The organism is Aequorivita vladivostokensis (assembly GCF_000952855.1).
GTDB lineage: Bacteria > Bacteroidota > Bacteroidia > Flavobacteriales > Flavobacteriaceae > Aequorivita > Aequorivita vladivostokensis.
Genome location: NZ_JSVU01000005.1, coordinates 69,682 through 94,943, shown reverse-complemented (window position 1 = coordinate 94,943; position 25,262 = coordinate 69,682). Strand labels below are relative to the sequence as shown.

26 protein-coding genes are annotated in these 25,262 nt (G+C 41.8%); 13 read left to right on the top strand and 13 right to left on the bottom strand.

Annotation, left to right across the window (positions count from 1 at the left end):
- Nucleotides 1-32: 32 nt before the first annotated feature.
- From MB09_RS09300 to MB09_RS09290, 3 genes are all read right to left on the bottom strand, one after another.
- A complete protein-coding gene (locus MB09_RS09300) occupies nt 33-761 on the bottom strand; it encodes a phosphatase PAP2 family protein (RefSeq protein ID WP_045080625.1) in 729 nt (242 codons plus the stop codon).
- A 123-nt stretch (nt 762-884) separates the two neighbouring features.
- Entirely contained in the window at nt 885-2,729 is a 1,845-nt protein-coding gene (locus MB09_RS09295) for a PLP-dependent aminotransferase family protein (protein ID WP_045080819.1), read from the bottom strand.
- 121 nt (nt 2,730-2,850) lie between these two features.
- Nucleotides 2,851-3,231, bottom strand: a complete 381-nt coding sequence (locus MB09_RS09290) for a hypothetical protein (protein ID WP_045080624.1) — start codon at nt 3,229-3,231, stop codon at nt 2,851-2,853.
- Between MB09_RS09290 and MB09_RS16570 the strand changes: the two genes are divergently transcribed.
- Nucleotides 3,222-3,677 carry a hypothetical protein gene (locus tag MB09_RS16570; protein ID WP_165586693.1) on the top strand — a complete coding sequence of 152 codons (456 nt, stop codon included), beginning with the start codon at nt 3,222-3,224 and terminating at the stop codon, nt 3,675-3,677. The two genes, MB09_RS09290 and MB09_RS16570, sit on opposite strands and share 10 nt — an antisense overlap.
- A 63-nt stretch (nt 3,678-3,740) precedes the next feature.
- On the opposite strand, the gene MB09_RS16385 is transcribed toward MB09_RS16570, so the two are convergent.
- From MB09_RS16385 to MB09_RS09270, 4 genes are all read right to left on the bottom strand, one after another.
- Nucleotides 3,741-3,896, bottom strand: coding sequence for a hypothetical protein (locus MB09_RS16385; RefSeq protein WP_240484824.1), 156 nt, complete (start codon nt 3,894-3,896; stop codon nt 3,741-3,743).
- 94 nt (nt 3,897-3,990) lie between these two features.
- Nucleotides 3,991-4,467, bottom strand: coding sequence for a hypothetical protein (locus MB09_RS09280; RefSeq protein ID WP_045080622.1), 477 nt, complete (start codon nt 4,465-4,467; stop codon nt 3,991-3,993).
- A 118-nt stretch (nt 4,468-4,585) separates the two neighbouring features.
- Nucleotides 4,586-5,236, bottom strand: a complete 651-nt coding sequence (locus MB09_RS09275; protein ID WP_084709074.1) for an Abi family protein — start codon at nt 5,234-5,236, stop codon at nt 4,586-4,588.
- Nucleotides 5,237-5,366: 130 nt separating this feature from the next.
- Nucleotides 5,367-7,205 carry an ABC transporter ATP-binding protein gene (locus tag MB09_RS09270; RefSeq protein WP_045080621.1) on the bottom strand — a complete coding sequence of 613 codons (1,839 nt, stop codon included), beginning with the start codon at nt 7,203-7,205 and terminating at the stop codon, nt 5,367-5,369.
- Between the two features lie 145 nt (nt 7,206-7,350).
- Between MB09_RS09270 and MB09_RS09265 the strand changes: the two genes are divergently transcribed.
- The 3 genes from MB09_RS09265 (at nt 7,351) to MB09_RS09255 (ending at nt 9,739) form a co-directional block, all read left to right on the top strand.
- Nucleotides 7,351-8,730, top strand: a complete 1,380-nt coding sequence (locus MB09_RS09265; RefSeq protein WP_045080817.1) for an MATE family efflux transporter — start codon at nt 7,351-7,353, stop codon at nt 8,728-8,730.
- A gap of 112 nt (nt 8,731-8,842) precedes the next feature.
- Nucleotides 8,843-9,073, top strand: a complete 231-nt coding sequence (locus MB09_RS09260; RefSeq protein WP_045080620.1) for a hypothetical protein — start codon at nt 8,843-8,845, stop codon at nt 9,071-9,073.
- A gap of 90 nt (nt 9,074-9,163) precedes the next feature.
- Nucleotides 9,164-9,739 (top strand): phosphatase PAP2 family protein, encoded by a 576-nt coding sequence (locus tag MB09_RS09255; protein ID WP_045080619.1) that lies wholly within the window; start codon nt 9,164-9,166, stop codon nt 9,737-9,739.
- Between the two features lie 32 nt (nt 9,740-9,771).
- Here MB09_RS09255 and MB09_RS09250 read toward each other — a convergent pair whose 3' ends face one another.
- Genes MB09_RS09250 through MB09_RS09240 form a run of 3 tightly spaced genes read right to left on the bottom strand, consistent with a single transcriptional unit; the run spans nt 9,772 to nt 12,726 of the window.
- Nucleotides 9,772-11,397 (bottom strand): ArnT family glycosyltransferase, encoded by a 1,626-nt coding sequence (locus MB09_RS09250; RefSeq protein WP_045080618.1) that lies wholly within the window; start codon nt 11,395-11,397, stop codon nt 9,772-9,774.
- On the bottom strand, nt 11,387-12,019 hold the full coding sequence (locus MB09_RS09245) for a lipid-A-disaccharide synthase N-terminal domain-containing protein (RefSeq protein WP_045080617.1): 633 nt from the start codon (nt 12,017-12,019) through the stop codon (nt 11,387-11,389). The genes MB09_RS09250 and MB09_RS09245 overlap by 11 nt, the downstream gene beginning before the upstream one ends.
- A complete protein-coding gene (locus tag MB09_RS09240; RefSeq protein ID WP_045080616.1) occupies nt 12,016-12,726 on the bottom strand; it encodes a glycosyltransferase family 2 protein in 711 nt (236 codons plus the stop codon). The genes MB09_RS09245 and MB09_RS09240 overlap by 4 nt, the downstream gene beginning before the upstream one ends.
- Before the next feature lie 148 nt (nt 12,727-12,874).
- On the opposite strand from MB09_RS09240, the gene MB09_RS09235 reads away from it, so the two are divergent.
- The 5 genes from MB09_RS09235 to MB09_RS09215 all read left to right on the top strand — a co-directional run bounded on the left by MB09_RS09235 (nt 12,875) and on the right by MB09_RS09215 (nt 18,587).
- Nucleotides 12,875-13,813 carry an NAD-dependent epimerase/dehydratase family protein gene (locus tag MB09_RS09235; RefSeq protein WP_045080816.1) on the top strand — a complete coding sequence of 313 codons (939 nt, stop codon included), beginning with the start codon at nt 12,875-12,877 and terminating at the stop codon, nt 13,811-13,813.
- A gap of 29 nt (nt 13,814-13,842) precedes the next feature.
- A complete protein-coding gene (locus MB09_RS09230; protein WP_045080615.1) occupies nt 13,843-14,871 on the top strand; it encodes a helix-turn-helix domain-containing protein in 1,029 nt (342 codons plus the stop codon).
- Between the two features lie 162 nt (nt 14,872-15,033).
- Entirely contained in the window at nt 15,034-16,962 is a 1,929-nt protein-coding gene (locus tag MB09_RS09225) for an LTA synthase family protein (protein WP_084709073.1), read from the top strand.
- Nucleotides 16,952-17,842 carry a diacylglycerol/lipid kinase family protein gene (locus MB09_RS09220; RefSeq protein WP_045080613.1) on the top strand — a complete coding sequence of 297 codons (891 nt, stop codon included), beginning with the start codon at nt 16,952-16,954 and terminating at the stop codon, nt 17,840-17,842. The genes MB09_RS09225 and MB09_RS09220 overlap by 11 nt, the downstream gene beginning before the upstream one ends.
- A 4-nt stretch (nt 17,843-17,846) precedes the next feature.
- Nucleotides 17,847-18,587 (top strand): COG4705 family protein, encoded by a 741-nt coding sequence (locus MB09_RS09215; protein WP_045080612.1) that lies wholly within the window; start codon nt 17,847-17,849, stop codon nt 18,585-18,587.
- Between the two features lie 74 nt (nt 18,588-18,661).
- Here MB09_RS09215 and meaB read toward each other — a convergent pair whose 3' ends face one another.
- Complete coding sequence (gene meaB / locus MB09_RS09210; RefSeq protein WP_045080611.1) at nt 18,662-19,744, bottom strand: methylmalonyl Co-A mutase-associated GTPase MeaB; 1,083 nt, start codon at nt 19,742-19,744, stop codon at nt 18,662-18,664.
- 94 nt (nt 19,745-19,838) lie between these two features.
- Between meaB and MB09_RS09205 the strand changes: the two genes are divergently transcribed.
- Nucleotides 19,839-20,267 (top strand): organic hydroperoxide resistance protein, encoded by a 429-nt coding sequence (locus tag MB09_RS09205; protein WP_045080815.1) that lies wholly within the window; start codon nt 19,839-19,841, stop codon nt 20,265-20,267.
- Nucleotides 20,268-20,315: 48 nt separating this feature from the next.
- Here the strand turns inward: MB09_RS09205 and MB09_RS09200 are convergent, their stop codons facing one another.
- A complete protein-coding gene (locus tag MB09_RS09200; RefSeq protein WP_045080610.1) occupies nt 20,316-20,849 on the bottom strand; it encodes a DUF2383 domain-containing protein in 534 nt (177 codons plus the stop codon).
- A gap of 362 nt (nt 20,850-21,211) precedes the next feature.
- On the opposite strand from MB09_RS09200, the gene MB09_RS09195 reads away from it, so the two are divergent.
- Genes MB09_RS09195 through MB09_RS09185 form a run of 3 tightly spaced genes read left to right on the top strand, consistent with a single transcriptional unit; the run spans nt 21,212 to nt 23,745 of the window.
- On the top strand, nt 21,212-21,757 hold the full coding sequence (locus tag MB09_RS09195) for an RNA polymerase sigma factor (protein ID WP_084709087.1): 546 nt from the start codon (nt 21,212-21,214) through the stop codon (nt 21,755-21,757).
- Nucleotides 21,741-22,355: a hypothetical protein gene (locus MB09_RS09190; RefSeq protein WP_045080609.1), complete on the top strand. Its 615-nt coding sequence runs from the start codon at nt 21,741-21,743 to the stop codon at nt 22,353-22,355. The genes MB09_RS09195 and MB09_RS09190 overlap by 17 nt, the downstream gene beginning before the upstream one ends.
- On the top strand, nt 22,327-23,745 hold the full coding sequence (locus MB09_RS09185; protein WP_052671343.1) for a DUF4097 family beta strand repeat-containing protein: 1,419 nt from the start codon (nt 22,327-22,329) through the stop codon (nt 23,743-23,745). The genes MB09_RS09190 and MB09_RS09185 overlap by 29 nt, the downstream gene beginning before the upstream one ends.
- A gap of 116 nt (nt 23,746-23,861) precedes the next feature.
- Here the strand turns inward: MB09_RS09185 and MB09_RS09180 are convergent, their stop codons facing one another.
- The gene (locus MB09_RS09180; RefSeq protein ID WP_045080608.1) at nt 23,862-25,154 is read right to left on the bottom strand and encodes a T9SS type A sorting domain-containing protein; all 1,293 of its coding nucleotides are present in this window, start codon (nt 25,152-25,154) and stop codon (nt 23,862-23,864) included.
- Nucleotides 25,155-25,262 lie beyond the last annotated feature (108 nt).

The following is a 25,262-nucleotide window of genomic DNA, read 5'->3' as shown; positions in this document are numbered from 1 at the left end:
TTCTTTTATTAAGAATATTTCCTATTTAACTGTTAGGTCTTTGGGTCTCTTCGGAACACTTCAACCAAATTAAAAATAAGGATACAGAACACCACCCATATAAATCCGGCAATATACCCGCCGGCAATGTCGGAAGGATAGTGTACGCCGAGATAGATTCTGCTTATTCCAATGTTCAGGATTATGAAGACCAGCAGGATAATGATGAGGGTTTTTAAGAAGATATTTATTTTAAATCTGGAAAAAAGATAGATAACAAAGCCGTAGAAAGCCATGGCGCTCATGGCGTGGCCACTGGGATAGCTGAGGGTCTCAACGGAAACCAGATGCTCAATGCCCGGCCTTGCGCGATCTATAAACCGCTTCAGGATTACATTTGACAGGGAGGCTACTACCAAAACAAAAATGGTTTGCACCACGCCCCGCCATCGCTTAAAAAAGAAATAGGATATAAATGACGAAATGGCCAAAACAATAAGATAGCCATATAAATCGCCTATATTGGTGATGAATATAAAATACTTTGTGAGTGCCGCGGTGCGAAAGGAAATAACATAATCGGTTATGGCCTGGTCGTATTGGGGCAGCAGTTCATCCTTTAGTTCATCGGTAAGCTCTATGAATAGATTGATGCCGCCAATAACAATAATCAAGGCCACTATTACCGTGATAATATATGGGAGTTTGCTGTTGTACTGGTGAAAATTGCGCACCAAAAACGCTTTCACTTTTTGTATTAACTCGTATAGCGTTTTTCTCATTCCTGCAACGTAATTTTAAAACTCCAAGCCTTAAAGATACCTTAATTTGGCAAAATAGGTTTTTTTAGGGATTGCTGGCTAAGGACAAGAGGTATTGTTCCTTTAGATCGTACTTCTATCTGTCTAAATTTGGTCAACAAAATCCATAAACACTTTTTTGTGCAGCTCCAGATCCATATTGGGAGAAAGGGAGGCGCGCACTATGTAATCCTTATCGCCTTCTTTAGTTGTTCCTTGGGTTGAGGTTGCAGGAATGGTCCAATAACTGCCTTTCAATTGCCCATAGCTAACGCAGAACTTGCACTCATCGGGAATTTCGGTAATCATTAAATTGATGAGCTTTAAATTAAGGGCTCTTTTATAGGCTTCCCTTTCCGCATCGGAATTTCCTTTCGTGGGAAGGTCCAATGAAAATACGGAAGGGGTAAAACCTTGCGCCGCCAATTCCTCAGAAACGAAATTGATCTTTGCTTCCGGAAGGGTCTCTTTTATAAAGTTTACAAACTCACGGGTATTTAGGTAGGCATCATAAATGCGTTGGTTCATGGACGGCAGTTGCTCGGCCAATATTTTATACTGAAGCGCTGTAGCCTCGTTATCGCAAAGCGTTAGATGCAGTTCTATCTTTTCCATCAAGGCTTCGGTCTTGGTATTTCCCACGGCATAACCTGCGGTACATTTTCCACCGCTGGGAAATTTGGAGCCACTGGCGTACGAAATGGCCCGAACGGTTGAAAGAATCTCCCCTTCACCCAAAAAGTGATAATTGGGGCAAAAGGTTTGATCGAGAATAAATACCGGGTCGATTGCGATTTCGCCATTTTCGGTTTTGCGCTCTTTGCTTAAAACTGCCTTTAATTGCTGCAAGTTTGGCACTTCAACCCTAGGGTTTGTGGGTATTTCGGCAATGATGTAAGGCACGGCATTTTCCTTGGCGACTTTAGTTAAAACGGTGTCTATGCTTTGCACCATATCGTTATCGCCGTCCACCAATAAATCTACAATTTCCACATTGTCAAGGCAGGCCGCCACGCGTCTTGCTTGGTCATTGGTGCCGCCGTAGCAGTTGGGTGGAACAAGGAATTTGATAGGTTTTCCGGGGTAGTTTGCCTGTGCATCGTGGATAAGCCCCATCATAATGGCGTATTGAATGGAAAGCCCGCTGGAAGCAACGAGCGGGGTGGTGGGCGAGCCCGTGATTTCCTTTATGGAGTTTAGAACGCTCTTTTTATCTTCCGCAATATTGCTTTTGGGTTCTGCAATGGCCGTTTGGTCCATCAGCGCCTTAAGGGCCACAAGGCAATTGGTGGGCGTCATGGCGATGGTTTCCCTTCTTCGGACGTGCTGTATTTCGGAAATATAATTTTCGTTTCTTTCGCCGTTAACCGTTATAATGCTTCCGAGCGTGCCGTAAAGATTTATGAGAAAATCTACGTTGGGGTTGAGGTCCAGCGTTCCAATTTCATCTTTCTGTGAAATGAAAACGGTAGTGCCTTCAAACTTTGGAATGGCTGAAGGGGAATCAAGCTGTTTCAATTCAAAATTATACCCATATACATTTCGAATTATTTCAGCATCGAAAAACGAGGGCAGGGCATCGGTATAAAGAATTTGGGTGTTTTTGTTTGCCAATAAATTCTTCCGAAGGATTGCCAGCACAGGGGCTGTTTTTGAGGCAAAACTGATGACGTTCCCGGGGTTTAGATTGTTTGTCTTGGCAATCGCCCATTCCAATACACTGGAAAGCGGATGCCCCAAGCGGATATAATCGTAGGCGGTGGGCAATTGTTTTAGGGATGCAGTTTCGGCATTATTTTCATTGTAAAGGGTTTCGAATTGCTCCAAAAACTGGGTCTTTGCCAAGCTTTCATCATAAATATCGAGCCTGTGGGTGGTTAGGTTTAGCCAATCTGAAGGCATATTTTTTAGTACTTCTTTTATATAATTGAGCATTTGGGCGTCTTGCATATTTTTCACTTTTTTATAGGGCGGCAAGTTACATTAAATTGATTTTTTTAAAGATGATTTAAGACTTTTGTAACAGACGAGTGCACACACGAGTAGCGCTAAACCAGTATAGCAGAAAACACTATAGCTTATTGAAGGGTACATTGCCTAAGCCTGAAGCCAGCAATTGTCCGCTTGCGTTTATGCTAAAGGAGGTGCTTTCGGTAGCGCCGTCCTCATAATCTAGGGTTAAGGTGGTTTCGCTGCTGCTCCAGCTAAAGGGCCGCAGGTTTGAAATTGCAGTGCCGTCCGGCTGGGCTATGAATTCGGTACTGTAGCCGTTGCCTTCCGTATTAAAATACAGTTTATAGTCATATTCCGCGCTAAAGTCGCTGCGTTGCCATACTCCAATTAGATTCTTGGCTTGGTCTGTATTGCTGTTTTTTTCATCGTTGTTGCAGGATAGGAGTGTTGTGATAGCGAGAAAGAGAATGGTGGCTTTAAGCGATTTGTATGGTTTCATTTAGCGAAAGAAGTGTGATTGTTATTGCTTTAGATGGGTTAAAAGTATGTAATAAAGTTGATAAATATGTTTGGTGTTTAGTAGGTTTATTCTTCATTACTATAAGCAGTACGCTCGCGATAGTGGGGCAATTGGTTTTAACGGGTTTGCAATTGGCTATGCGGGAGTTGCAAATGGCTTTGAGGGAGTTGCAAATGGCTTTGCGGGAGTTGCAAATGGCTTTGCGGGAGTTGCAAATGGCTTTGCGGGAGTTGCAAATGGCTTTGAGGGAGTTGCAAATGGCTTTGCGGGAGTTGCAAATGGCTTTGAGGGAGTTGCAAATGGCTTTGCGGGAGTTACAAATGGTTTTGCGGGAGTTGCAAATGGCTTTGCGGGAGTTGCAAATGGCTTTGCGGGAGTTGCAAATGGCTTTGCGGGAGTTGCAAATGGCTTTGCGGGAGTTGTAAATGGCTTTGCGGGAGTTGTGATTGCCTTTGTATGTGTTGCAATTGGTAATGTATATTGTACTTTTAGTAATCTATGTTCTGTAATTGAGAAAGTTTGCATTGCAAATGCGCGCCAGAGGGGAGTTCAAGCTTTAGTTCAAATTCATATTCATCCCGTTCTTTTGTGCCTTTCTTTCCTATTAAAAGGTCTTCGGCTTCGCTTAACTTATAGCTTTTCATTTGATATGTATTTTTGGTTGTGTTCTCACTGTTGCGGGCACACGTTGCAAATGTGCGCTAGCGGGGGAAAGTTCAAATAATCTATAATAAGAATTTAGGTTATTTTAGTAGAAATTTCATCAATTATTTCAAAAATTTTAGTGTATATCTCGTCTTTATCAAGAATACTGTAATCAAATTCCTGTATTAATCTCAATTCTTTTTTTCTTTTCCAAACTTCTCCATCATTCGATCCATTAGAAGTATCTAAATGTTGAATAGTAATTTTTGTAGTATGTAATTGTGCAAAAATTAAAAAATGAGAATTTTTAGATGTACCTCGAGCTTCAAACCAATAGCGCTTATTATTAGCACTCATTATTTTATAGAACCCATTTTCTCTAATTTCAATTTTAGTAAATACATATTTTATTTTTTCATAGCTAAAATTTAACTCTGAATTATTGGCCAGATTTTGATAAAATTCAATATCATTATTTCGAATTTCTGTATGAGCCTTTTCCTTCTGCTTATTTCGATCATACAATACCACAATTATAATAAGCAGAGCGAAAACTAATAATATAGCCATAATCAAAATTTTAGTATTACATAGTTACAAAAATAATCTTTAGTAAACCAAAGGGTTTATGCCTAATGATACCTCGCCGCCTACAACTTAAACAACTCCGAGTACAATTTTGGAAATTTTAAATACCTGATTGACGCGCATTCTTTATAATATTGGGAACTCGGTCAATTTCTTTAGCAACTTTAGGTAAATCTTCATTTAACCAACCCATTACTTTTAATATTCTTTCGTGGGTTTCAATAAGCCTATATAAATTCCAAGAAATGGGCTCGTGGTGAAAAACCCTATTTCTAAAATCACGGATCTTGTTTATTGGGGCAGAAACATTATTGCGCTGTCTTTCACTTTTTTCCAAATAGGGAAAAGCTTTCCGCAAAGGTTTCCACAGTATAAGTTCGTATTCAGCATTGAAAAGTCTTACCCAAAAACCCATTGTTAATTCTGCAATTACCTTATTTGCGGTAATTGTTTCGTTTCTGTTGGCAATATGTTTTTGAGCAGTTTGAATGCTACCGTTCAAATTTTTCAATCCCGATACAGAAGCAATTTTTAAATACCAATCAACAGTTCCAAAATACTCAGTCAATTCTCTATTTAAACTATTTCTAAAAGCAACTTCATACATTGAAAGGACAGCGTAAAATGCCTCTGAAAGTTCAATATTTGTTTTATAGTGAACGATTGCTTTTGCTTCATCGTTAGGGTAACGGTTAAAGTATTTGTCCATTCGTTGGGTGGAAAAAACTTTTTCGTAGAAATGTCTGTCCATTTTTTTGTATATTTGTGCCGTGCTGTCCCGGTAATTCCTCTCCCAGATATTAGATGCTGGTGATGAATCCGGGTTTTTTTATGCCTTCAATTTACATTTTATTTCCAAACCTTTAATTCATAATTCTGAATTATTGATACCCCGCCGCCTGCAACTTAAATAACTCCGCATACAATTTTGGGTTTGCCATTAGCTCCTGGTGCGTGCCCAGCTCTAGCACTTGGCCGTGTTGCAATACCAAAATACGGTCTGCCATCCGTACGGTGCTAAAGCGGTGGCTAATAATAATGCTGGTCTTGCCTTTGGTGAGGGCTATAAAGCGTTCAAAAACATCAAACTCTGCCTGGGCATCCAGCGCGCTGGTGGGCTCGTCCAGTACCATAACATCGGCATCCTTCATATAGGCGCGGGCCAGAGCCACCTTTTGCCACTGCCCGCCGCTCAATTCGGTGCCTTTGTAAAACCTTCTGCCTAGGCGTTGCTCCAGCCCGTCCACCATTTCGGTCACCACTTGTTCCGCGAGGCTTTTGCTGGCGGCGTAGTTAATTATTTCGTCGTTCTGCACTTGGTCTATATTGCCCACGGCTATGTTTTCGCGCAGTGTAAACTCATATTTAAAAAAGTCCTGAAAGATCACGCCGAAACGTTTTCGGTATTCGTCCACATCAAACTGGTTTATGTTGATGCCGTCCAAGAGGATTTCTCCCTGCGTGGGTTCGTAAAAACGGAGGAAGAGTTTTATAAGCGTGGTTTTTCCTGCGCCGTTTTGGCCTACGAAAGCCATTTTTTCACCTGCCTTTAGGGAAAAGGTAACGCCTTTCAACACTTCTCCCTCGCTACCGGGGTAGGCAAAGTGTAGATTGTTCACCTGAAACCCTTCTTTAATGGTTTTGGGCATAGGCGTTTTAGTTTCGGCATTTTGCTCAATAGTCAAATCGATAAAGTCAAAATAATCCTGCAGATAGAGCGCGCTTTCGGAAATGCGGGTAAAGCGCGAAAAGAAGCCCTGCAGGTTGTTGCGCAAACGGTTAAAGGAACCGGAAAGGAAGGTGAGTTCCCCAATGGTAATAACACCCGTGAGTACCCGCAAAATAATATACACATAGGCGCCGTAATAGCTGAGCACGCCGAGAATGTTGAACAGCGAGCCGTAGAGACTCTGTTTGAGCGATAGCTTTTTGTTGATGAGGTAATAGTCGTTCGAAAGTTTTTTAAAGCGTTCCGCGATAAAATCGGTCAGGCCGAAGAGTTTTATTTCCTTGGCGGTTTGGTTGTTGGCGCCGATGAAGCGAAGGTAATCCAGTTCGCGGCGTTCGGCGGTCCAACTGCGCGCCAACGAATATCGCGTGCTGCTAAATTTGGCTTCGTTTATAAACGAGGGAATGATGCTGAGCACCAAGATAAGTATCAAAATAGGCTCAAAATAAATCAAGCCCGCAATCAGCGAAACCATAGAAATCAGACTTTCCGCTTGCCCCAGCGCATTAGTCATTAAATCTACCCGACTGTTGGTTTGGGTGCGGGCGCGTTCCAATTTGTCGTAAAATTCCGGGTCTTCCAGTTGGGCAATGGTGAGCTCGGCGGTCTTGCGGATTATTTTTTCGGAAGACATATTGGAATATAAATCGCCCAAAAGGCCGTCGGTCAGGTTTATCAATCTTCCCAAGAGATCGGAAAGTACGGCAACGGAAAATTCGATGATTACGAGGTTCCAGAGTTGGGTGAAGTCTTGATTTTCCAGGGAAACCTGTAGGATGATTTCGTCAATAATCATTTTCCCCACCCAAAGGATAACCACGGGTGTGAAGGCATTTATGAGCCTGGCAAAAGTATTCAGCAGAAACAGTTTCGGGCTGCTGCGATAGATTTCCTTAAAAAACCGCGGGATGGTCTTTAGCGCTTTAAAAGAATCCTTGACGCTGGTCTTCTTTTCTTTTTCGGTAATGGATTTTAGTTGGGGTCTGGGCATTCTCGAGGTTTACGTTAAGAGTTATGGGTTAAGAGTTATGCGTTGAAACCAATAACGCCTAACTTTTAACTCTTAACTTTTTTAATGAAATACAAAGCTATTCTAAAAAACACAACTACTATCTTTGCGCAAAATTTTTTCCGACTTGGCGCTTTCCGACTACACCAAAGAATTTAAGTACAACACCAAACTGGCCACGCCCGTAATTTTGGGTATGCTGGGGCATCAAGTGGTGGCCCTGGTGGACAATATTATGGTGGGGCAGTTGGGCAGTGCCGAGCTTGCCGCGGTTTCGTTGGGGAACAGTTTTATGTTTGTGGCCATGAGCTTGGGCGTTGGGTTTTCAACTGCCATCACGCCATTGGTGGCAGAGGCCGATGGGGCGGGCAACCGCGAGAGGGGAAAATCTTCCTTTAAGCACGGGCTGTTTTTGTGTATTGTGTTGGGGCTTGCCCTCTTTGCCGTGGTAATGTTCGCCAAACCGTTGATGTATGTGATGAAACAACCGCCCGAGGTGGTCGATTTGGCCATGCCATATCTTACCTTGGTCGCGGCATCGTTGGTACCCTTGATTATTTTTCAGGGGTTTAAGCAGTTTAGCGATGGCCTGTCCATGACGCGTTTCCCGATGTATGCTACCATTGTGGCGAATTTGGTGAATGTGCTGCTCAACTATATGTTTATCTTCGGAAAGTTTGGCGCGCCCGAACTGGGGGTGGTCGGTGCGGCCATCGGTACGTTGGCATCTCGCGTGGTGATGGTGGGCTATCTGTGGTATCTTTTGAGCCGAAAGGAAAAATCGCGCTATTTTGTTACGAATATAAAAATCTTTACCCTCAGCAAAGCGATGCTGAAGAAACTGCTGAACCTCGGCTTTCCCTCGGCTATGCAGATGTTTTTTGAAGTGGGTATTTTTACTTCGGCGGTGTGGCTTTCGGGAATCTTGGGGAAGAACCCGCAGGCGGCAAACCAAATTGCCTTGAATTTGGCCAGTATGACCTTTATGGTGGCGATGGGCTTTAGCGTGGCCGCGATGATTCGCGTAGGCAACCAAAAAGGCTTGAGGAATTTTAGGGAACTGCGGCGGGTGGCTATTTCCATTGGGTTGCTCACTTCTATTCTGGCGCTGGTTTTTGCGGTTTTCTTTATTCTCTTTAATGAATCCCTGCCGAAGATATTTCTTGATTATGACAGCGTAGCCGACTTTGCCGATAATGTGGAAGTGGTAACCATTGCCGCCCAATTGTTGATTATTGCAGCTATCTTTCAGTTTACCGATGCCTTACAAGTGGTGGCACTTGGCGCCCTACGCGGAATGCAGGATGTAAAGATTCCAACGGTCATTACTTTTATTGCCTATTGGATTATTGGCTTTCCAATATCGTATTACCTAAGTATGGAAACTTCCTTGGAAAGTATGGGCATTTGGATCGGGTTGCTGGCAGGGCTTTCGGCAAGCGGCATTATGTTATTCATCAGATTTAATTATCTTTCGAAGAAATTGATACGTTTGGGTGCTGGATGAGGGATGCTGGGTGCTGGGTGCCGGGTGCTTTTTGAAGGATTTGATTTTCAGTTTTCAACATCCACTAACAATAAAGAATAAACCATAAATAATAAACAATAAACCTAAAAAAATGGATTTTCCAAAATACCTTCTCGGCGACAACAGCGATTATCCCACTGCGATTTTCGTAATACATACTGAATTCCCACGTTTTATAATTAATCTGGAAAACGATGAGGTGGAATGGCTGGAGGATTTTGATGCGCAGGACCAAAAGGAACTGGAGACGGAGGCCGAAAATTTAATACAGGGTGCAAACGATTTTTACGATCGGGAGATTGCGAGGTATGATGAGGATTAAATTTAAATAACCACGAATACACGAATGTTTTAACATAATAATTCGTGTATTCGTGGTGAGAATTTTATTGACTTTTAGAACTACAGAATAATGCTCGACGAACTCCTAAAATACGACACCGAACTCTTCCTTTTTCTAAACAATCTCGGAAACACTTCTTGGGACGGCTTTTGGCGGTTTGTTACCGAAAAATGGTCGTCAATTCCGTTGTACGCTTTTCTTCTGTATTTAGTCTTTAAACATTACGGCTGGAAAGGCACTTTGGTAATCATAGTCTGTGTTGCATTAATGATTACCGCCACCGACCAAATCGCCAGCCTTTTTAAATACGGAATAAAGCGCCCAAGACCGTGCAAAGTGGAAGAACTGCAACCATTAATGCGTTACGTTGCGGATGGTTGTGGTAGGTTTGGTTATTTTTCCGCCCACGCTGCTAGTTCTATGGCAGCGGCCGTTTTTCTCGGGTTGAGCCTTCAAAAATGGTACAAATATTTACCATTCCTTTTGTTGTTTTGGGCAGTAATTACAGGTTATAGCCGAATTTATTTGGGCGTTCACTATCCATTGGATGTAATTTCGGGAATGGCCTTTGGTGGGTTGACGGGTTGGTTGTTTTATCTTATACAGAAGTGGGGGCAGCGGAAGTTTAAAACACAAAAAACCTAACAGGTTTTCAAAACCTGTTAGGTTTGAGAGCATCACTTCTTGGAAACAATAAACAATTCCCGATATAGTCTCGTTTTATGCGTGCGGCTGTCCGGTCCCTTCGGATTCATATCGTAACGGGCAATATGCTCTCTTTTGAAGTTGGGGTAAACTTCCTTAAAATGCTCTAAACTTTCCTCTGAAACCAAAACCCCAAAACGGTCTTCGGCAGGGGTTATAAATTCGCCGTCTTTATTTAGCATTTCCATCTTTTCGCCGTAATCCCAAATAAGTTCGGGCGTCATTCCTGAAAATTCGTAGATTTTTATGTTCTCTTTTTCTTCAAAATTGTGCAATTCAGAAAACGGTTTGTAGTCTGGGTTTATGGTTATGGCCTTGCTGAGCGGTAGGCCGAACCAAATCACGGCAACAATAAAAGCGATGGTTAAATAAAAAACGGTTGCAATTTTTCTTCGGAAAAGATTTCTGAACATAAAAATTCCGATGGAAAATAAAGCGATGGAAAGCAGCACAAACCAAACCCAGTTTCCTGAAAGTCCATCTTTCAGAAAAATATAGCCGCCAACGGGGAAAGCTATGCCTATAAAACCAATTAAACCGAAGTTGAAATAGACTGGAATCGTTTCGCGTTTATCTTTCAACTCTTTAAAGCTTCGGAAGAGATATTCGATATAAAAACCCGTATTTAGCGCCATCGGAATTAAGACTGGCAATAAATAGCGCGACTTTTTCTCGGGAATCAGGGAAAGTAAAATCACCGAAAGCATCGTCCAAAGAAAGGTAAACAGATATGCCTTTTTATTGAAAACACGATTTTTTAAATAGGGGTAGAGCAGGGCTATAAACGCGGGAATGGTCCAAACCCCGCTTTGGGTGAAAAAGCTCCAGTAATAATAAAACGGTTTTATTTCGTAGCTTATCCAGTTGGTGGTTTCCTTTTTGGTAATTTCCGCTGCGGCGGGATCAAAGGTCAGCGTGTACCAATGCCACCAAGACGAAACCACAAAAGCCACGGCCAAAAACGCAAGAAGTGGCAACCACCGAGTTTTAAAATTTCTGTATTTGTAAACAATTCCAAAGGCAATCAAAAAGGGTAGGAGTAGGGCGTAAAGCGAAACGGGCCCTTTGCTTAAAAACGAACAGCCAAAAAAGAGTCCCGCTAAAAGTGCATTTCGGTATTTGTGGGTTTCTTTTATGAAAAATAAGTAGAGCAGATAAATACAGATTACCATAAACCCGTGGGTGTAAATATCCCACTGCCCATCGCGGGCGGAGGCAACGATGTAAAAGGAGGTCGCCATTATCAGCGAGCTTATAAAAGCATATAATTTTTCCGAAGTAAGTTTTTCTGCGAGTTTATACGAAAACAGTACGAGAAAAAGCGTCATAATCGCCGCTGGTAGCCGCAGCGCCCAAACGCTTTTTATTCCAAAGATTGCTGCCGAAAAAGCAGTAAGCCAAGTGGGAAGCGGGGGTTTTTGGTAACGCGGTTCGCCGTTGATGGTTGTGAGCAGCCAATGGCCGTCATTCAGCATTTCGCGGGCAGTGATGAAGTTTCGCGCTTCCATAATGTTTACCGGCAGCGAATTTAAATTCACGAAGAAAATAGCGGCGCAGGTGAGCAAAAGAAGTAGCAGATAGTTCCTTTCAAATTTCATAACGTGCCTGTTTTTTCCAAATAAAAATATTTCTCACATATATAATCAAGCCTGCTATATGGCCCACAAAAAGCACGGGGTCTTTTCTGAAAATGGCATAGGTTAAAATCAGCGAAGCTCCCAAAACGCTCATCCGCCAAAAGCCTACTGGCAATTGCGAGGTTTTTGTTTTTTCGGAAACGATCCATTGATAAACAAAACGAAGGGTAAAAAGTATTTGTGAAATTATCCCCAAAAGTAACAGCCACAGCGGAATGTCTTCGTTATTGAAAAGTTTCTCGATGTCGTATTCGCCATTGTTGTAAGCGTAAACAACTATCAAAATTGGAAAAATAAACAGAAAAATCCGCAACCATTTTGGCGATTTCTGCCATTCGCCCTGCAACTGTAGATTTCTGATGTAGATATAATATGTAAGCGCTTGCCCGAGCATTATGGCGAAATCGTCGCGCAAATGCCCATACACAAAAAGCAGAAAAGAAGCGAGCAAACTCAGTTTCCAAAATGTGGAAGGCGTGATGATGCGTTTGCTTCTTTCGGAAAGGATCCATTGCACGATAAGCCTTCCGCTGAAAAGGATTTGTGCCAAAAAGCCAATGCCGTACACAATCCAGTTGCTCATCCCTTGCTTTTAATCTCGTAGTTGATGTATTTTTTCTTCATCCAAAGATAGGCGAAACAGTCCATCAAAGGGCCAATCAAACGGTTCCAAAGTCCAAATTTTGCCGTGCCGGCCATTCGCGGAAAATGCTTTACGGGAACCTGTACTATTTTGCCGTTTTGCAAAAGAATCATCGCAGGCAGAAACCGGTGAAGCCCTTTAAACATTGGGATGCGTTTTGCGTAATCGGTCTTTATCACTTTCAACGGGCAGCCCGTATCATCCATGCCATCGTGTGTAAAGGCGCGGCGAATACCGTTCGCAATTTTGGATGACATATTTTTCACAAACTTGTCCTTTCTGTCGGCGCGGACGCCCGTTACCAAATCGTATTCGCCAATGTGTTTTAGCAACAGGTTGAAATCTTTTGGGTCGGTTTGCAAATCGCTGTCTATATAACCCACCAGCGGACTTTCAGCATAATCAAAACCCGCTTTTATGGCAGCGCTGAGGCCGCGATTTTCCTTAAACGAAATGAAATGAAAAGCTTCGTTTCGGTTGCAGATGTCTTCAATCAGCGCTTGGCTGTTGTCCTTTGAACCATCGTTTACAAAAAGGATAGAAGTTTTTTTGGTAGCAATTTGTGTGTAGGCTAGTAGTTCCTTTTCCACCCGTTGCAGGTTTTCTTCTTCGTTATAAACGGGTACAATTATGGTGAATTCGTACATTGAGATTTTTGAAAAGGTTTCTGCAAAAGTAATTTTTTTAGTTTAGAAGTTTATAGGTTTAAAAGTTTATGTGTGTATTTCGGATAATTCATAATAATAAAAGTGATTGCCTAAAAAAGATGCTATTTTTGCAACTGAAACAGATTTTATGAAAGTACTTGTTACGGGCGCGGCTGGTTTCATCGGCTCCCACACTGCGGAAAGATTAGGTGAAATGGGCCACGAGGTGATCGGCATCGATAATTTTTCGCCCTATTACGATCTTGGCCTGAAGACGCTGAACGCAAAGGCGCTGAGCGAAAAAAACATTGAAGTATATAATTTGGATTTGCGAACGGATAATTTGGCCGCAAAGCTTCCAAACGACCTCGACTATATTTTCCACTTTGCCGCCCATCCCGGAATCTCGGATAAATCTACTTTTGAGGATTATTTCAGCAATAATATTTTGGCGACGCAACGTTTGATAACTTTTGCTGAAAAGCTTCTGAAGCGGCCGTTTTTTGTAAACATTGCCACCTCTTCAATTTACGGGCTTGAAGCGACGTTCCCCGAAACCGTTGCGCCCAAACCTGCTTCGTGGTACGGCGTTACCAAGCTCGCCGCAGAGCAATTGGTACTGGCAAAAACCCGTGAACAGAAATTGCAGGGAACGTCCTTTCGGCTCTTTTCCGTTTACGGCCCGCGCGAAAGGCCTGACAAACTTTATACCCGACTGATAGATTGTGGGCTGAACAACAAAGTCTTCCCGCTTTTTGAAGGCAGCGAAAAGCATTTGCGCAGTTTTACGTATGTGCAGGATATTGTTGACGGAATTGTGAGTGTTTTTGGAAAGGAAAAAATTTGCAACGGAGAAATTTTCAATCTCGGCACCGAAACCGAAAGCACCACGGCACAGGGCATTGCAACGGTGGAGGAAATTCTTCAAACCAAAATTGCAACCGAAAGGAAACCGCCCCGCGCCGGCGACCAATCGCGAACTAAAGCAAATATCGACAAGGCCAGAAAATTATTGAACTATAATCCACAGACTACATTAAAAGCGGGATTGGAGGCGCAGACCGAATGGTTTAAAAATAATTTTTAACTTCGGGCTTCATTCCTTTCCGTTTCTAAATGCTGAAAATACTTCAAATAATCATCTTATTGCAAGGGGTTTTTCTTATCGTGGCTTTGATGGCCAACAGGGAAAAATACCAAAAACCCACCTTTTGGTTACTCATAGGAAGTATTGCGTCCATTATATTTTATATTATTGGCGATGACGACAACGGGTTTTTCGAGGAAAAAGTAGATTGGTTCTTTTTTGACTCTTCGCTATTTATCACCTTTCTGCTGTTGTTTGTAATGTATTTCGTTTCCCAACGCGAAGTTTTTAAACCCCGACATCTGCTCTTCTTTTTGCCCAATCTGCTGTATTTCATCATTGAGCTTTACGAGAAATACAATGCCGCTGAAGATATCATGCTTGTTGAAATAATAGAGCTTTTGGTAGAATTGGGCTTCCTGTCGTACTTGCTGTTTACCATTTGGGCCATCCTTAAATCCGATAGGAAGAAATGGATGGCGTTCTTTATTTTTCCTTTGGCCCTTCTTATGGGGCTGTCTTTGGCAAATGAAATTTTGGGATGGTTCAATATTGGGCAGATTCCGTATTTCAGCAATCCCGAGAACAATGCGTTAACCCTTATAATCATTGCTTTTCTTTTCTATTTTATGGCTTGGAAACTGGTTGTGTCACCTTCAGAAATAGTTCCTTTCGCCAAAATAAAAAAGTACCGGACGTCGGGGCTAAAGGAAGATTTGGTTGAAAGTTATACTAAAAAAATCACGGCTTTTATGGAAGAAGAAAAGGGCTTTATGGACAGCAAGCTCTCCCTGACTTCTTTGGGCGAACGGTTGCAAATCCCGAAGCAATACATCTCTGAAATATTGAATACCCATATGAATACCAATTTTCAGGATTTTGTGAATGGCTACCGGGTGGAGGCTTTTTTGGAAAGAATGGACGATGCCCACTATTCCAACTTTTCCCTGCTGGGAATTGCCAGTGAGGTGGGCTTTAGTTCAAAATCTAATTTTTACGCCACTTTCAAAAAACACAAGGGCGTTACGCCCACCGAGTACCGAAAATCGCTAAAATAACTGCAGAATATGTCCAACATAACCATATAGGACATCCCCGGGACACTATAAATAGGGGCTCTTCAGTTTAGACACTACCTTCGTACTTAAATTGATTTCAACGTGTCCAAACTATTCCCTTCCCGGTTTAAACTGCTTTTTTACTTTGTAAAAATTTTTATCATGCTATCCACCCTCCTACGGCTCATTTTTGTGGTTTGGGTGTTTAAGGAAATAGACCTGTCTTTTTTCAAAATAGCAAATACATTCTTAATAGGTTTCCTGTTTGATTTGGGCACGGTTTCGTTTTTCGCGCTGCCGTATGCCCTGTATTTATTGTTGCTTCCACGGCGGTGTCACGGGTCAATTTTTGATAGAATAGTAACCTGGTTCGCCTATTCCCTGGGGCTTGTGATTTTTCTTTTTTCCTTTTTTGCGGAAATCACTTTTTGGGAAGAATTCAAAAACCGGTTCAATTTTATTGCGGTAGATTATCTTATTTACACGTATGAAGTAGTAAAGAACATCAACGAATCGTATCCCATTCCATTATTGGTGAGCGGAATTTTAATACTTACGGCAGCGCTTCTTTTTATCACTGTGCGAATGGGCATTTTTAAGAAAACATTTCAAAGCGAAAGTACTTTTGGGGAGAAGCTGTTCCCCACACTGCTGGTTTTTGGTACTGTTCTGGTTTTTGCGCTCTTCGTAAAAAACAAGGATGCCGAGCAATTTGAAAACCGGTACAACAACGAAATTGCAAAAACTGGGATTTATTCTTTCTTTGCTGCATTTCAAAATAACGAGCTTTCATTTACAGATTTTTACAAAACTCTGCCTCTAAACGAAGCTTTTTCCGAAGTAAAAAACGAATTTAAAAAGCGCGGCGACAGTCTGCTTTTCCCTGAAAAGGAATTGATTTATCGAAATATTTTGAATACAGATTCGCTGCCCGAAGAAAGGCCCAACGTGATTTTTATTTGTGTGGAAAGCCTTAGCGCAAAGTTTCTCGGAAGCTTTGGAAATACCGAAAACATTACACCCACCTTGGATTCCCTTTCAAACCACAGTCTGTTTTTCACCAACCTCTTTGCCACGGGAACCCGTACCGTTCGGGGGATGGAAGCTATTACGCTTTCCATTCCGCCAACTCCGGGCCGAAGCATCGTGAAGCGCGAAAACAACCAGCAACTTTTCACTATTGGTGAGGTTTTTAGGCAGAAAGGCTATAACAGAAATTTCTTTTACGGTGGTGATGGCTATTTTGACAATATGAACAGCTTTTTTGGCGGAAACGGGTTCAACATCGTGGACCGTGGCCGCGGTTTTTTGATGGACGAAAGCATTACCACAAACCGCACCAATATTGAGGATGATGAGGTAACTTTTGAAAATGCTTGGGGAATTGCAGATGAAGATATTTACAACAAAGTAATCAAAGTTGCCGATGAGGCCCACAGTGCAGGGAAACCGTTTTTCGATTTTGTGATGACAACTTCCAATCACAGACCATACACCTATCCGAAAGGAAAAATAGACATTCCATCGGGTTCGGGGAGAAGTGGGGCCGTAAAATATACCGACTATGCGATTGGCGAATTTTTAAAAAAGGCACGGCAAAAGGAGTGGTTCAAAAACACGGTCATTATAATTATGGCGGACCATTGCGCCTCCAGCGCTGGCAGGCAGGAACTGGATGTAAAAAACTATCACATTCCCGCATTGATACTAAATCTGCCAAACACTCCGCCCCTAAAGATTGATAAAATGGCTTCGCAGATAGATATTTTTCCAACCTTGTTTTCACTTTTAAATTGGAACTACAATTCCAATTTATACGGAACGGATATTTTAAAGATGAAACCTGAGGAAGCGCGCGCTTTTGTGGGCACATATCGAAAGCTCGGTCTTTTAAAGGGCAATGACAAAGTGATGGTTCTGGGCGACAAAAAGGTTTCAAATTGTTATCAATGGAACCGTGAAACAAACGAACTTTTACCGCTGAAAGAAGATGAAACTTTTCTGAAGGAAATAATTTCAAACTATCAAACCGCGGACTATTTATTTTCAAATGGTGGGTTGAAACTAAACAGTTTGGGACTTGAAAACTAACCTTCATTTTATTGTAAACCCAATTGCGGGGAAAGGGAAAAATGAACTTTCCACCGATATGTTGGAAGCCTATTTTCCGAAGTCCGAATTTGTAATTTCAATAAAGAAAACCGAATTTGTTTTACACGCCACGGCCCTCACAAAAGCTTCCATTGAAGAAGGCGCGCAAATTATAGTTGCCTGTGGGGGCGATGGAACCATTAATGAAGTAGCTTCCTGTTTGGTGAATACTTCGGTATTTTTGGGAATTTTGCCGATGGGTTCGGGCAATGGATTGGCTTCCAATTTGAAAATTCCGAAGAATTTTAAGAAAGCGCTCAGCATCATTAAAAACCAAAATACAATCGCGATTGATACGGCAACAATAAACGGTAAGCCATTTTTCAGCAATGTTGGCGTTGGTTTTGACGCGCACGTCATTTCAGACTTTGAGGAAAATACTACCCGCAGGCTATTCAGCTATGTGAAATCCACGTTGCGAACACTGAAAAAATATCATTATAAAAATGTAGTGGAACTGAAATACAACGGAACCACCGAATTGATTTCGCCCTTTCTGCTTTTTGTTTCCAATTCAAACGAAATGGGTTACAAAATGAGCTTGACGCCCCGCGCTTCATTGCAGGACGGATTGTTGGATGTGGTTATCGTGCCAGAACTTTCACGTTTCAAACTAATGCTTTTTACCATGCTATTTCTTTTCAAAAAACATCATTGGTTAAAGGAAGTGCGGTTTCAACAACTTAGAGCTTTGGAAATTAAGGGTTTGGACAATACAATTTTAAAGGTCCAAAAGGATGGTGGGCTTTTCACGCTGAAAGAACCGAACATTGAGATTGCAATCCATCCAAAGAATTTGACTGTTTGTGTAAAAAAATAAGAAGATGAAAAAAGTAGCTGAAGTAACATTGGTTTTTTGGATAATGAAAATTTGCGCAACCACCTTGGGAGAAACCGCGGGCGATATGCTGTCGATGACCTTCAATATTGGGTACGGGCTTAGTTCCATAATTCTGATAGGTTTTTTTATTGCAACGCTAATAGCCCAGTTGAGCGTAAAAAAATACATTCCTGTTTTGTACTGGTTGGTTATTATTGCCACAAGCACGGCCGGCACTACGATGTCTGATTTTATGGATAGAACCTTGGGTCTGGGTTACGCAACGGGGGCATCCATATTGGCCATAATGCTCGTTTCCATGCTTTTTGTTTGGTATAAAAGTGAGGGGTCGCTTTCGGTTACCGATATTAAAAACTTTAGGCCCGAAATGTTCTATTGGATAACCATTTTAATTTCAAATACTTTGGGAACGGCGCTTGGTGATTATTTGGCGGATGATTCAGGTTTGGGCTTTAGCGGCGGAGCATTCTTGATAGGTTCACTAATCTTGATTACCGCTCTTTTACATTTTTTCAGCAAAATATCGAACGTTATTCTGTTTTGGATAGCATTTGTACTTACCAGACCCTTTGGGGCCACTTTTGGAGATTTGCTCACTAAATCTACCGATAAAGGTGGGCTAGACTTGGGAACCATAGGGTCATCTGCCGTGCTTTTTGGAGTTTTGACACTTCTTATTTTTTACGTTTCGGTGAAATTACATAGGGAAAGGATTGTAACCTAAATTCCAATGGGTAAAATCTAAAATGTATTTTATATCTTCAAAATATAGCAGCCATCATTGGAGATTTATACTTTTCATCTTTTAAGGGAAAGCAGTTTCTCCGCAGCGGCAAAAGGTGTCGTTTTATTTTCATCTATTGCCTTCAATTGTTTTTCGAGTTCTATTTTCACTGAAGGATTCGCATAAAATTCACTTTTTAATCGGCTTTCAATTGTTTGCATTAGCCAGAATTTATTTTGCTCTTTTCTCTTATACTGAAAATAGCCGTTGCCTTTTACGGTTTCAAAATAATTTGAAACCACTTCCCAGATTTCAGCAATGCCTTCATTTTTAAGGGCACTGCACAAAAGTGTTTTTGGTGCCCAGCCACTTTCCTTCGCGGGATAGAGATGAAGGGCGCGGTTAAATTCGTTTTTCGCCATCTTTGCGGCCTTCAAATTGTCGCCATCGGCCTTGTTGATAACAATGGAATCTGCCATTTCCATAATGCCGCGTTTTATGCCCTGCAGTTCATCGCCGGCACCGGCAAGTTTTAGCAACAGGAAGAAATCTGTCATAGAATGGACTGCGGTCTCACTTTGGCCCACGCCCACGGTTTCAATCAGGATTACATCAAAACCTGCGGCTTCGCAGAGGATGATGGTTTCGCGGGTTTTTCGGGCCACACCGCCCAAGGTATCGCCACTGGCGGAGGGGCGGATAAAGGCATTGGGCTCTTTTACCAGTTCCTCCATTCGGGTTTTGTCGCCCAAAATGCTCCCTTTGCTAATGCTGCTGCTTGGATCCACGGTAAGTACTGCCACTTTTTTTCCTTTGGAAATCAGCAGCTTTCCGAAGCTTTCAATAAATGTGCTTTTGCCTACGCCGGGAACGCCTGTTATACCTACGCGAATAGATTTATTGGCGTGGGGAAGACAACCCTCAATAATTTGTTTGGCCTGTTGTTGGTGTTTTAATGCCGTACTTTCAATAAGGGTTATGGATTGGCTCAATGCGCCCTGGTCTTGATTTAAAATGCCTTTGAGTAGGCTTTCCACGGAAGGAGTTTTTTTCCTGAATTTTTTCAGGCCTTCTACCACTTTTAGGTTTAAGGTTGTGGGTTGAGGGACACCTTCCCGTTCAGCCAATGCGCTTTTATTTTTTTTGTTTTCTGCCACAGTGTGAATTTAGGACAATTTTATGAATATGTTCTTTTAGAAACGGGTTTTAGGTAGTATCTTGAAATTTAATAATTTTAAAACTCAGAAAAAAATGAAAATCTTATATGAAGCTTCGTCAACCGCTGTGGGTGGAAGAAAAGGTCACGTAACTACCGATGACGGTAAAATTGATATGGAACTTTCTGTGCCAAAGGGCCTAGGCGGTGACGGCGGAAAGGGAATCAACCCAGAGCAACTTTTTGGCAGCGCTTATGCAGCCTGTTTTGGGGGCGCGGTACAAATGGTTGCCGAAAGCAAAAAAATAAAATTAGGTGACGATATGAGCGTAACGGCAAATATTGAAATAGGAAAGACCAAGGACGGCGATTTGCAACTGCGGGCTACGTTGGATTGCTATTTGCCTGGGGTAGATGTAGAGACAGGTGAAGATCTTGTAAATAAAGCTCACGAGGTTTGCCCTTATTCTCGAGCTACGCGTGATAATATTACCGTAACTCTTAATCTCCTGCTTGACGAATAGTCATTAAATTATATAAAAAAAGCCCCGAAATTTCGGGGCTTTACTTTTTTACATTGCCTTTAAATTTATCACTTTCCCCCCGTCATTTTCCTTACTGGGCTCTTCTTTTTTTTCTTCTTTTGGGGTTTCCACAAAGGGGCTTTTCTTGGTCTGCTGTGCCGCTTGTTTTATATACCATTCCAATTGATACTTTTGCTTTTCGAGTAATTCCAAAATACTATCCGGCAGTTCCCTGCGCTCCAAAAGCTCGTCATATCTTTTAATATTATTACGGTCCCGGCTTATGCAGGACTTCACAATGGCATCGGCATCAAAATATTCCAAGGCGTCCTTGATTTCCTGCCAGGTACGGTCCAGATTTCCTTTTTCAGAATCCTGCTTTAGAGGTTCTATGTCGCGTGAGTGAAGCTCGTTTGAAATGTCGTGGCTCATTCGGTTTCGCTCCACTGCCATATAGTTTAAAAACCGCTTCAAATCTGTAGTTTGGGCATCTTGCGCGGCATTATAGTACAGCTTCTCCGCCTCAAAACAGGCCACGAGCAAGCGGTTCAATTTGTCAAAATCTGCGTATTTCTTTTTCATAGGTTGATGATTTTATCAAATTTAGCATAAAAAATAACTGCTTTCTAAAATCTAAACACTTTTTTATGAATAGTTAACAGTAATTTATAAGCTAATTCTCAAATATTTAGACATAATGTATGCCAAAAATTATCGGGGAGTAAAATTTCGGTAAAATTACAAAGTGTATTTGCGAATTTTTGCGTCCAAGATACAAAAATTTAAATGGTTCCCGCAAATTGTTTTGCTGTGGCTCCGTAAGTTTAATAGCCTGGTTTGACACTGTTTTGGAGAAAAATTTCAAGAAAAAAAAATCAAAATCTGCAACATCGTTTATCTTTTGTCGTCCTTTAAGGGAACAGCAACCAAAAAAACCATCAAGTTTGTCCGATTCACTACTTATCGAGCAATGCAAACAATGCAATAGAAAGGCGCAAATGGCGCTTTATGACAAATATTGCGAAGGCATGTATGTTATAGCCCGTAGGTATTTAAAGGACACCGCGGCCGCGGAAGACGCGATGCAGGAGGCTTTTATTAAAGCTTTCAAAAAGTTAAGCCAGTTTAAAGGAGACGTCACTTTTGGGGCTTGGCTAAAACGGATTGTGATAAATACCTGTTTGGACACCTTAAAGTCCAGAAAGTTGGAATTGCAATCTTTAAATGAAGAAGTTTTTACAATGGTGGAAGACGAATCGGATTGGTCTATTTCTGATGAAATATCTATTTCCGAAGTGCTTTCAGCCATTGAGGGGCTACCGGAAAATTATAGGGCAACCGTAAAGTTGTTTTTGATTGAGGGATATGACCATCAGGAAATTTCAGAGATACTGCAGATTTCTGAAAACGCCTCGAGAACCTATCTGCACCGGGGAAAAACAAAATTGAAAGAAACACTTAAACACTTGCGCTATGGCACAGGATATTAAAAAAATGTTTGAAAATTACCAGCCGGAACCGCGCCAACCCCGTGAAGGGCACCGAGCGCGATTTGAAGCCAAACTGGACGGGGTTTTTTCAGAGAATATTTCCGAAGAAAAACACACGACCATCCCTTGGTTAAAGATTGCGGCAATGGTGGTCGTGCTTTTGACTGTGAGCTTTTTTGGCTATCAGCAGTTATCCAAACCCGAAGTGGCGACTGATGCAACCAATGCCATAGTGGAAATTCCCGCTACAACCGTGGAAAGTGCCGATACACCAAAACTTACCCTGGCGGATATTTCCCCAGACCTTAAAAAGGTGGAGGAATATTATATGGCCGGCATCAACGTGCAATTGGCGTCATTAAAAATTACCGAGGACAATAAAGATTTGGTAGATGGCTATATGCAGCGGCTTGCCGAACTGGATAGGGAATATACCGCACTGAATGCCGAACTGGGCAGGGTAGGCCCCACCGAAGCCACCGTAACTGCATTGATCGACAATTTGAAACTTCGTTTGGATTTGCTGTTCAAACTGAAAAACAAATTAAAGGAACTTAAAAAACAAAACAATGAAGAATTTAAAGTCATTCAAACGTAGTACAGCGCTTGTGCTACTTTTGGCAACCACGTTTGGGTATTCACAAAAAAAATATGTGGAGAGCTTTAATGTGGCCGATAATATAGAAGTATCCGTAAACACCTCCTTTACAAACGTAGTTTTTGAAACTTGGAACAAGGACAAAGTTGCGGTAGAAGCATTTATTGAAGGTGAAAACCTTTCAGAAAAAGAGAAGGAGCAATTGATGAAAAACTGGGATCTTCAGGTTACCGGTAACAGTAAAAAAGTAACCATTACATCCAACGCGGGAAACCAGCCCTTTGCGATGACTGATATGCCCAATCTCGACTTTATCGGTCCGTTGATGGAGGATATGGTTATGCCTATGATCCAAAATATAAAAGTGCCGCCCCTTCCCGAGGATTTGATGGAGAACATTGGAAACATCCAGTTTGATTATGAGGAATTCCAAAAGGATGAGGAAGGCTATATGAAGAAATTTGAAGCCCAAATGGATAAAAGATTCGGAAAGGATTTTGAAAAGAAGATGGAGAAATGGGGCAAGAGCTTTGAGGATTCGTGGGATGAAAAACGGGCCGACAGCATCGGCGAGGCATATGGAAAGCGAATGGAAGCTTGGGGTGAGGATTTTGGAAAACGTATGGAAGCCTGGGGCGAGGAATACGGTAAAAAAATGGAAGCCTGGGCAAATGAAATTGAAAAAAAATATAACGACGAGGGAGGCAATTATACCAAAACTGTCACCAAAAGCCCGCACGGTACCGCCATTGTTATTCAAGGAAACCGTAACGACAATGTGAACAGCGGCAAAGTAAAGAGAACCATTATTATCCGCGTGCCGAAAAACACCAAAACTGAGGTGAACGTGCGCCACGGCGATCTGAAAATGGCAGATGCCAATAATGTTAAGGCCAATTTAAATTATACGCCATTTACGGCAAACAGCATTGATGGGGGACAAACCCTCATCAATGCCTCTTATGCCCCGATTGTGGTGAATGTTTGGAAACAGGGTGGATTAAATGTGAAATACGTAGATAATTGTAAGATTGAAAATGTACAGAACATAAATCTTCAGGCCAATTCCAGCGATGTGCGCATTGGCAACATCAGTAATCAGGCCTTTCTTTCCGGTTCTTTCGGCGAATTGAGAATAGATAGGATTTCCGAAGGTTTTGAAACGCTGGACATCCGGCTTGAGAATACCGATGCGAAAGTGAAAATTCCCAGTGGGGCGTTTTCCTTCTATTTCACCGGAAGTAAATCTACTTTGAAATACCCCAAAACCCTTCAATTGAACGAATCCAAAAGTGCAGGCAGAGTTTTGGTGAAAGGTTTCAACCAAAATAACCGTTCAAACAAAACCATTACCATCAATTCCACCTATAGCAATGTATCCCTTCAATAATTCACTTTCAGCCTTGTTCCAGAAACCTGCTTCCCTTCCCCTATAAAAAATAAAAAACCCCTTTCCAAACTTTGAAAAGGGGCCTGCACCGCAGTGCATAAAATTAGGGAGTCTGCTTATTGTTTTATCACTTTTAAATTTTCCACATTACCATTGCTCGATACCTTTACAAGGTAAACGCCACTCGCTAGGCTGGAAAGATTTAGTTCAGTCTGGTTTTCATTAAAAGTTACATTTGAAACTTTTTGTCCAGTAATAGTATATACAGCTACTGAATCGATCATTTCTTTTGAATTTAAATGAAGCACGTTTTCCACAGGGTTTGGATAGAAAGATACGGTGTTTTGTAGTACATTCTGCGTTCCCAAGATACTGTCGTCTAAATACGCCATCCAACCTTCAGCAAATACCGGGGGACCGTTTACCCATCCTGCCACATAGTTTCCATTGTCAGATATTTTGTACGCGGTTCCCAACATGCCATCGGCGGTGTTGATCGTTACGCCCAAATCTGAAAGTACATCCTTTAAATATAGCGGTTGTTCACCTAAATCGGGATGATATATAATTGCTTCCCTTATCTGAAAATCCACATCCTCAAAGCCCACTGCTATTCCATTGTCTGAAATGCTGGTAAATGTGGCGCTATTGCCTTGTGGGGCATCATAGGTCGTGAAGGTTTGGGTATTCATATCATAAATAAACGGCTGGCCATCAAAATCGCCCACCATAACGTTGGAGCTGTTTATGTCCCCAATGGTATTTGTATTGAATTGCGGCAATTGACCGTCTGGAATTAAAGTGATGTCTCCATCTTTGTTAAAGAAGGCCGGTACCCGTAAAGTTCCGCCGCCGTCGGGCTGGTCCAACCAGCCAACCATTAGACCGTCATTTGTTACCGCATAGGCCGTCAAAGTCTCTCCCGCAGGGTCAAAAACTTCAAACAGCTCTTCCGTTTCTGTATCGTATAAAAAAGTGCCGAAATCGCAGCACCCGATAGACATCTGCCCTGTTACATACTTGCTGTTCGGAGAAATACCATAAGTGGTAAATCCCGATTGGGCAGGATCGGCCGTGGGAAACCATCCTATGGGAGTCCAAACTCCGTTCTTTTTCACCGCGGGCTGCATAATGCCGTTTGGCTCATCAAAATACATTTGGCCAGAAACATCTCCATTATTGTTTATGGAGGCAAGACCCGTAGCTTCGGGCTCCATATTGATAAGTACGTTGCTTGCAAAATCGTAATATTGGCCCGTGGTAACACCTTGGCCATTATCGTTTACGTCGTTGAAACGTGTAAACATTTCCGTTTGCAACTTAAATTCTACTTGGGCTTCCATTGAGACAGCTCCTATGAGAAAGCATGCCAAAAGGACACTTTTTACAGAAAAGGTAATTTTTTTCATCGTCAATTGTTTTAAAAGATTTTAGTTTAATGGGTTCGAAACTATGCTAATTAATACTATAATAAAAGGATATGCCTTTTCAAATTCACGAAATCTGAAAGCATGAGT

What these genes read in the sequence shown, in the direction of transcription:
- MB09_RS09250 (WP_045080618.1), bottom strand. Translation starts at nt 11,397, where the DNA reads ATGAAATTTGAAAGGAACTATCTGCTACTTCTTTTGCTCACCTGCGCC.
- MB09_RS09240 (WP_045080616.1), bottom strand. Translation starts at nt 12,726, where the DNA reads ATGTACGAATTCACCATAATTGTACCCGTTTATAACGAAGAAGAAAAC.
- MB09_RS09225 (WP_084709073.1), top strand. Translation starts at nt 15,034, where the DNA reads ATGCTATCCACCCTCCTACGGCTCATTTTTGTGGTTTGGGTGTTTAAG.
- MB09_RS09295 (WP_045080819.1), bottom strand. Translation starts at nt 2,729, where the DNA reads ATGCAAGACGCCCAAATGCTCAATTATATAAAAGAAGTACTAAAAAAT.
- MB09_RS09270 (WP_045080621.1), bottom strand. Translation starts at nt 7,205, where the DNA reads ATGCCCAGACCCCAACTAAAATCCATTACCGAAAAAGAAAAGAAGACC.
- MB09_RS09245 (WP_045080617.1), bottom strand. Translation starts at nt 12,019, where the DNA reads ATGAGCAACTGGATTGTGTACGGCATTGGCTTTTTGGCACAAATCCTT.
- MB09_RS09260 (WP_045080620.1), top strand. Translation starts at nt 8,843, where the DNA reads ATGGATTTTCCAAAATACCTTCTCGGCGACAACAGCGATTATCCCACT.
- MB09_RS09215 (WP_045080612.1), top strand. Translation starts at nt 17,847, where the DNA reads ATGAAAAAAGTAGCTGAAGTAACATTGGTTTTTTGGATAATGAAAATT.
- MB09_RS09200 (WP_045080610.1), bottom strand. Translation starts at nt 20,849, where the DNA reads ATGAAAAAGAAATACGCAGATTTTGACAAATTGAACCGCTTGCTCGTG.
- MB09_RS16570 (WP_165586693.1), top strand. Translation starts at nt 3,222, where the DNA reads ATGGTTTCATTTAGCGAAAGAAGTGTGATTGTTATTGCTTTAGATGGG.
- MB09_RS09280 (WP_045080622.1), bottom strand. Translation starts at nt 4,467, where the DNA reads ATGGCTATATTATTAGTTTTCGCTCTGCTTATTATAATTGTGGTATTG.
- MB09_RS16385 (WP_240484824.1), bottom strand. Translation starts at nt 3,896, where the DNA reads ATGAAAAGCTATAAGTTAAGCGAAGCCGAAGACCTTTTAATAGGAAAG.
- MB09_RS09275 (WP_084709074.1), bottom strand. Translation starts at nt 5,236, where the DNA reads ATGGACAGACATTTCTACGAAAAAGTTTTTTCCACCCAACGAATGGAC.
- MB09_RS09185 (WP_052671343.1), top strand. Translation starts at nt 22,327, where the DNA reads ATGAAGAATTTAAAGTCATTCAAACGTAGTACAGCGCTTGTGCTACTT.
- MB09_RS09255 (WP_045080619.1), top strand. Translation starts at nt 9,164, where the DNA reads ATGCTCGACGAACTCCTAAAATACGACACCGAACTCTTCCTTTTTCTA.
- MB09_RS09230 (WP_045080615.1), top strand. Translation starts at nt 13,843, where the DNA reads ATGCTGAAAATACTTCAAATAATCATCTTATTGCAAGGGGTTTTTCTT.
- MB09_RS09190 (WP_045080609.1), top strand. Translation starts at nt 21,741, where the DNA reads ATGGCACAGGATATTAAAAAAATGTTTGAAAATTACCAGCCGGAACCG.
- MB09_RS09300 (WP_045080625.1), bottom strand. Translation starts at nt 761, where the DNA reads ATGAGAAAAACGCTATACGAGTTAATACAAAAAGTGAAAGCGTTTTTG.
- MB09_RS09180 (WP_045080608.1), bottom strand. Translation starts at nt 25,154, where the DNA reads ATGAAAAAAATTACCTTTTCTGTAAAAAGTGTCCTTTTGGCATGCTTT.
- MB09_RS09235 (WP_045080816.1), top strand. Translation starts at nt 12,875, where the DNA reads ATGAAAGTACTTGTTACGGGCGCGGCTGGTTTCATCGGCTCCCACACT.
- MB09_RS09290 (WP_045080624.1), bottom strand. Translation starts at nt 3,231, where the DNA reads ATGAAACCATACAAATCGCTTAAAGCCACCATTCTCTTTCTCGCTATC.
- MB09_RS09205 (WP_045080815.1), top strand. Translation starts at nt 19,839, where the DNA reads ATGAAAATCTTATATGAAGCTTCGTCAACCGCTGTGGGTGGAAGAAAA.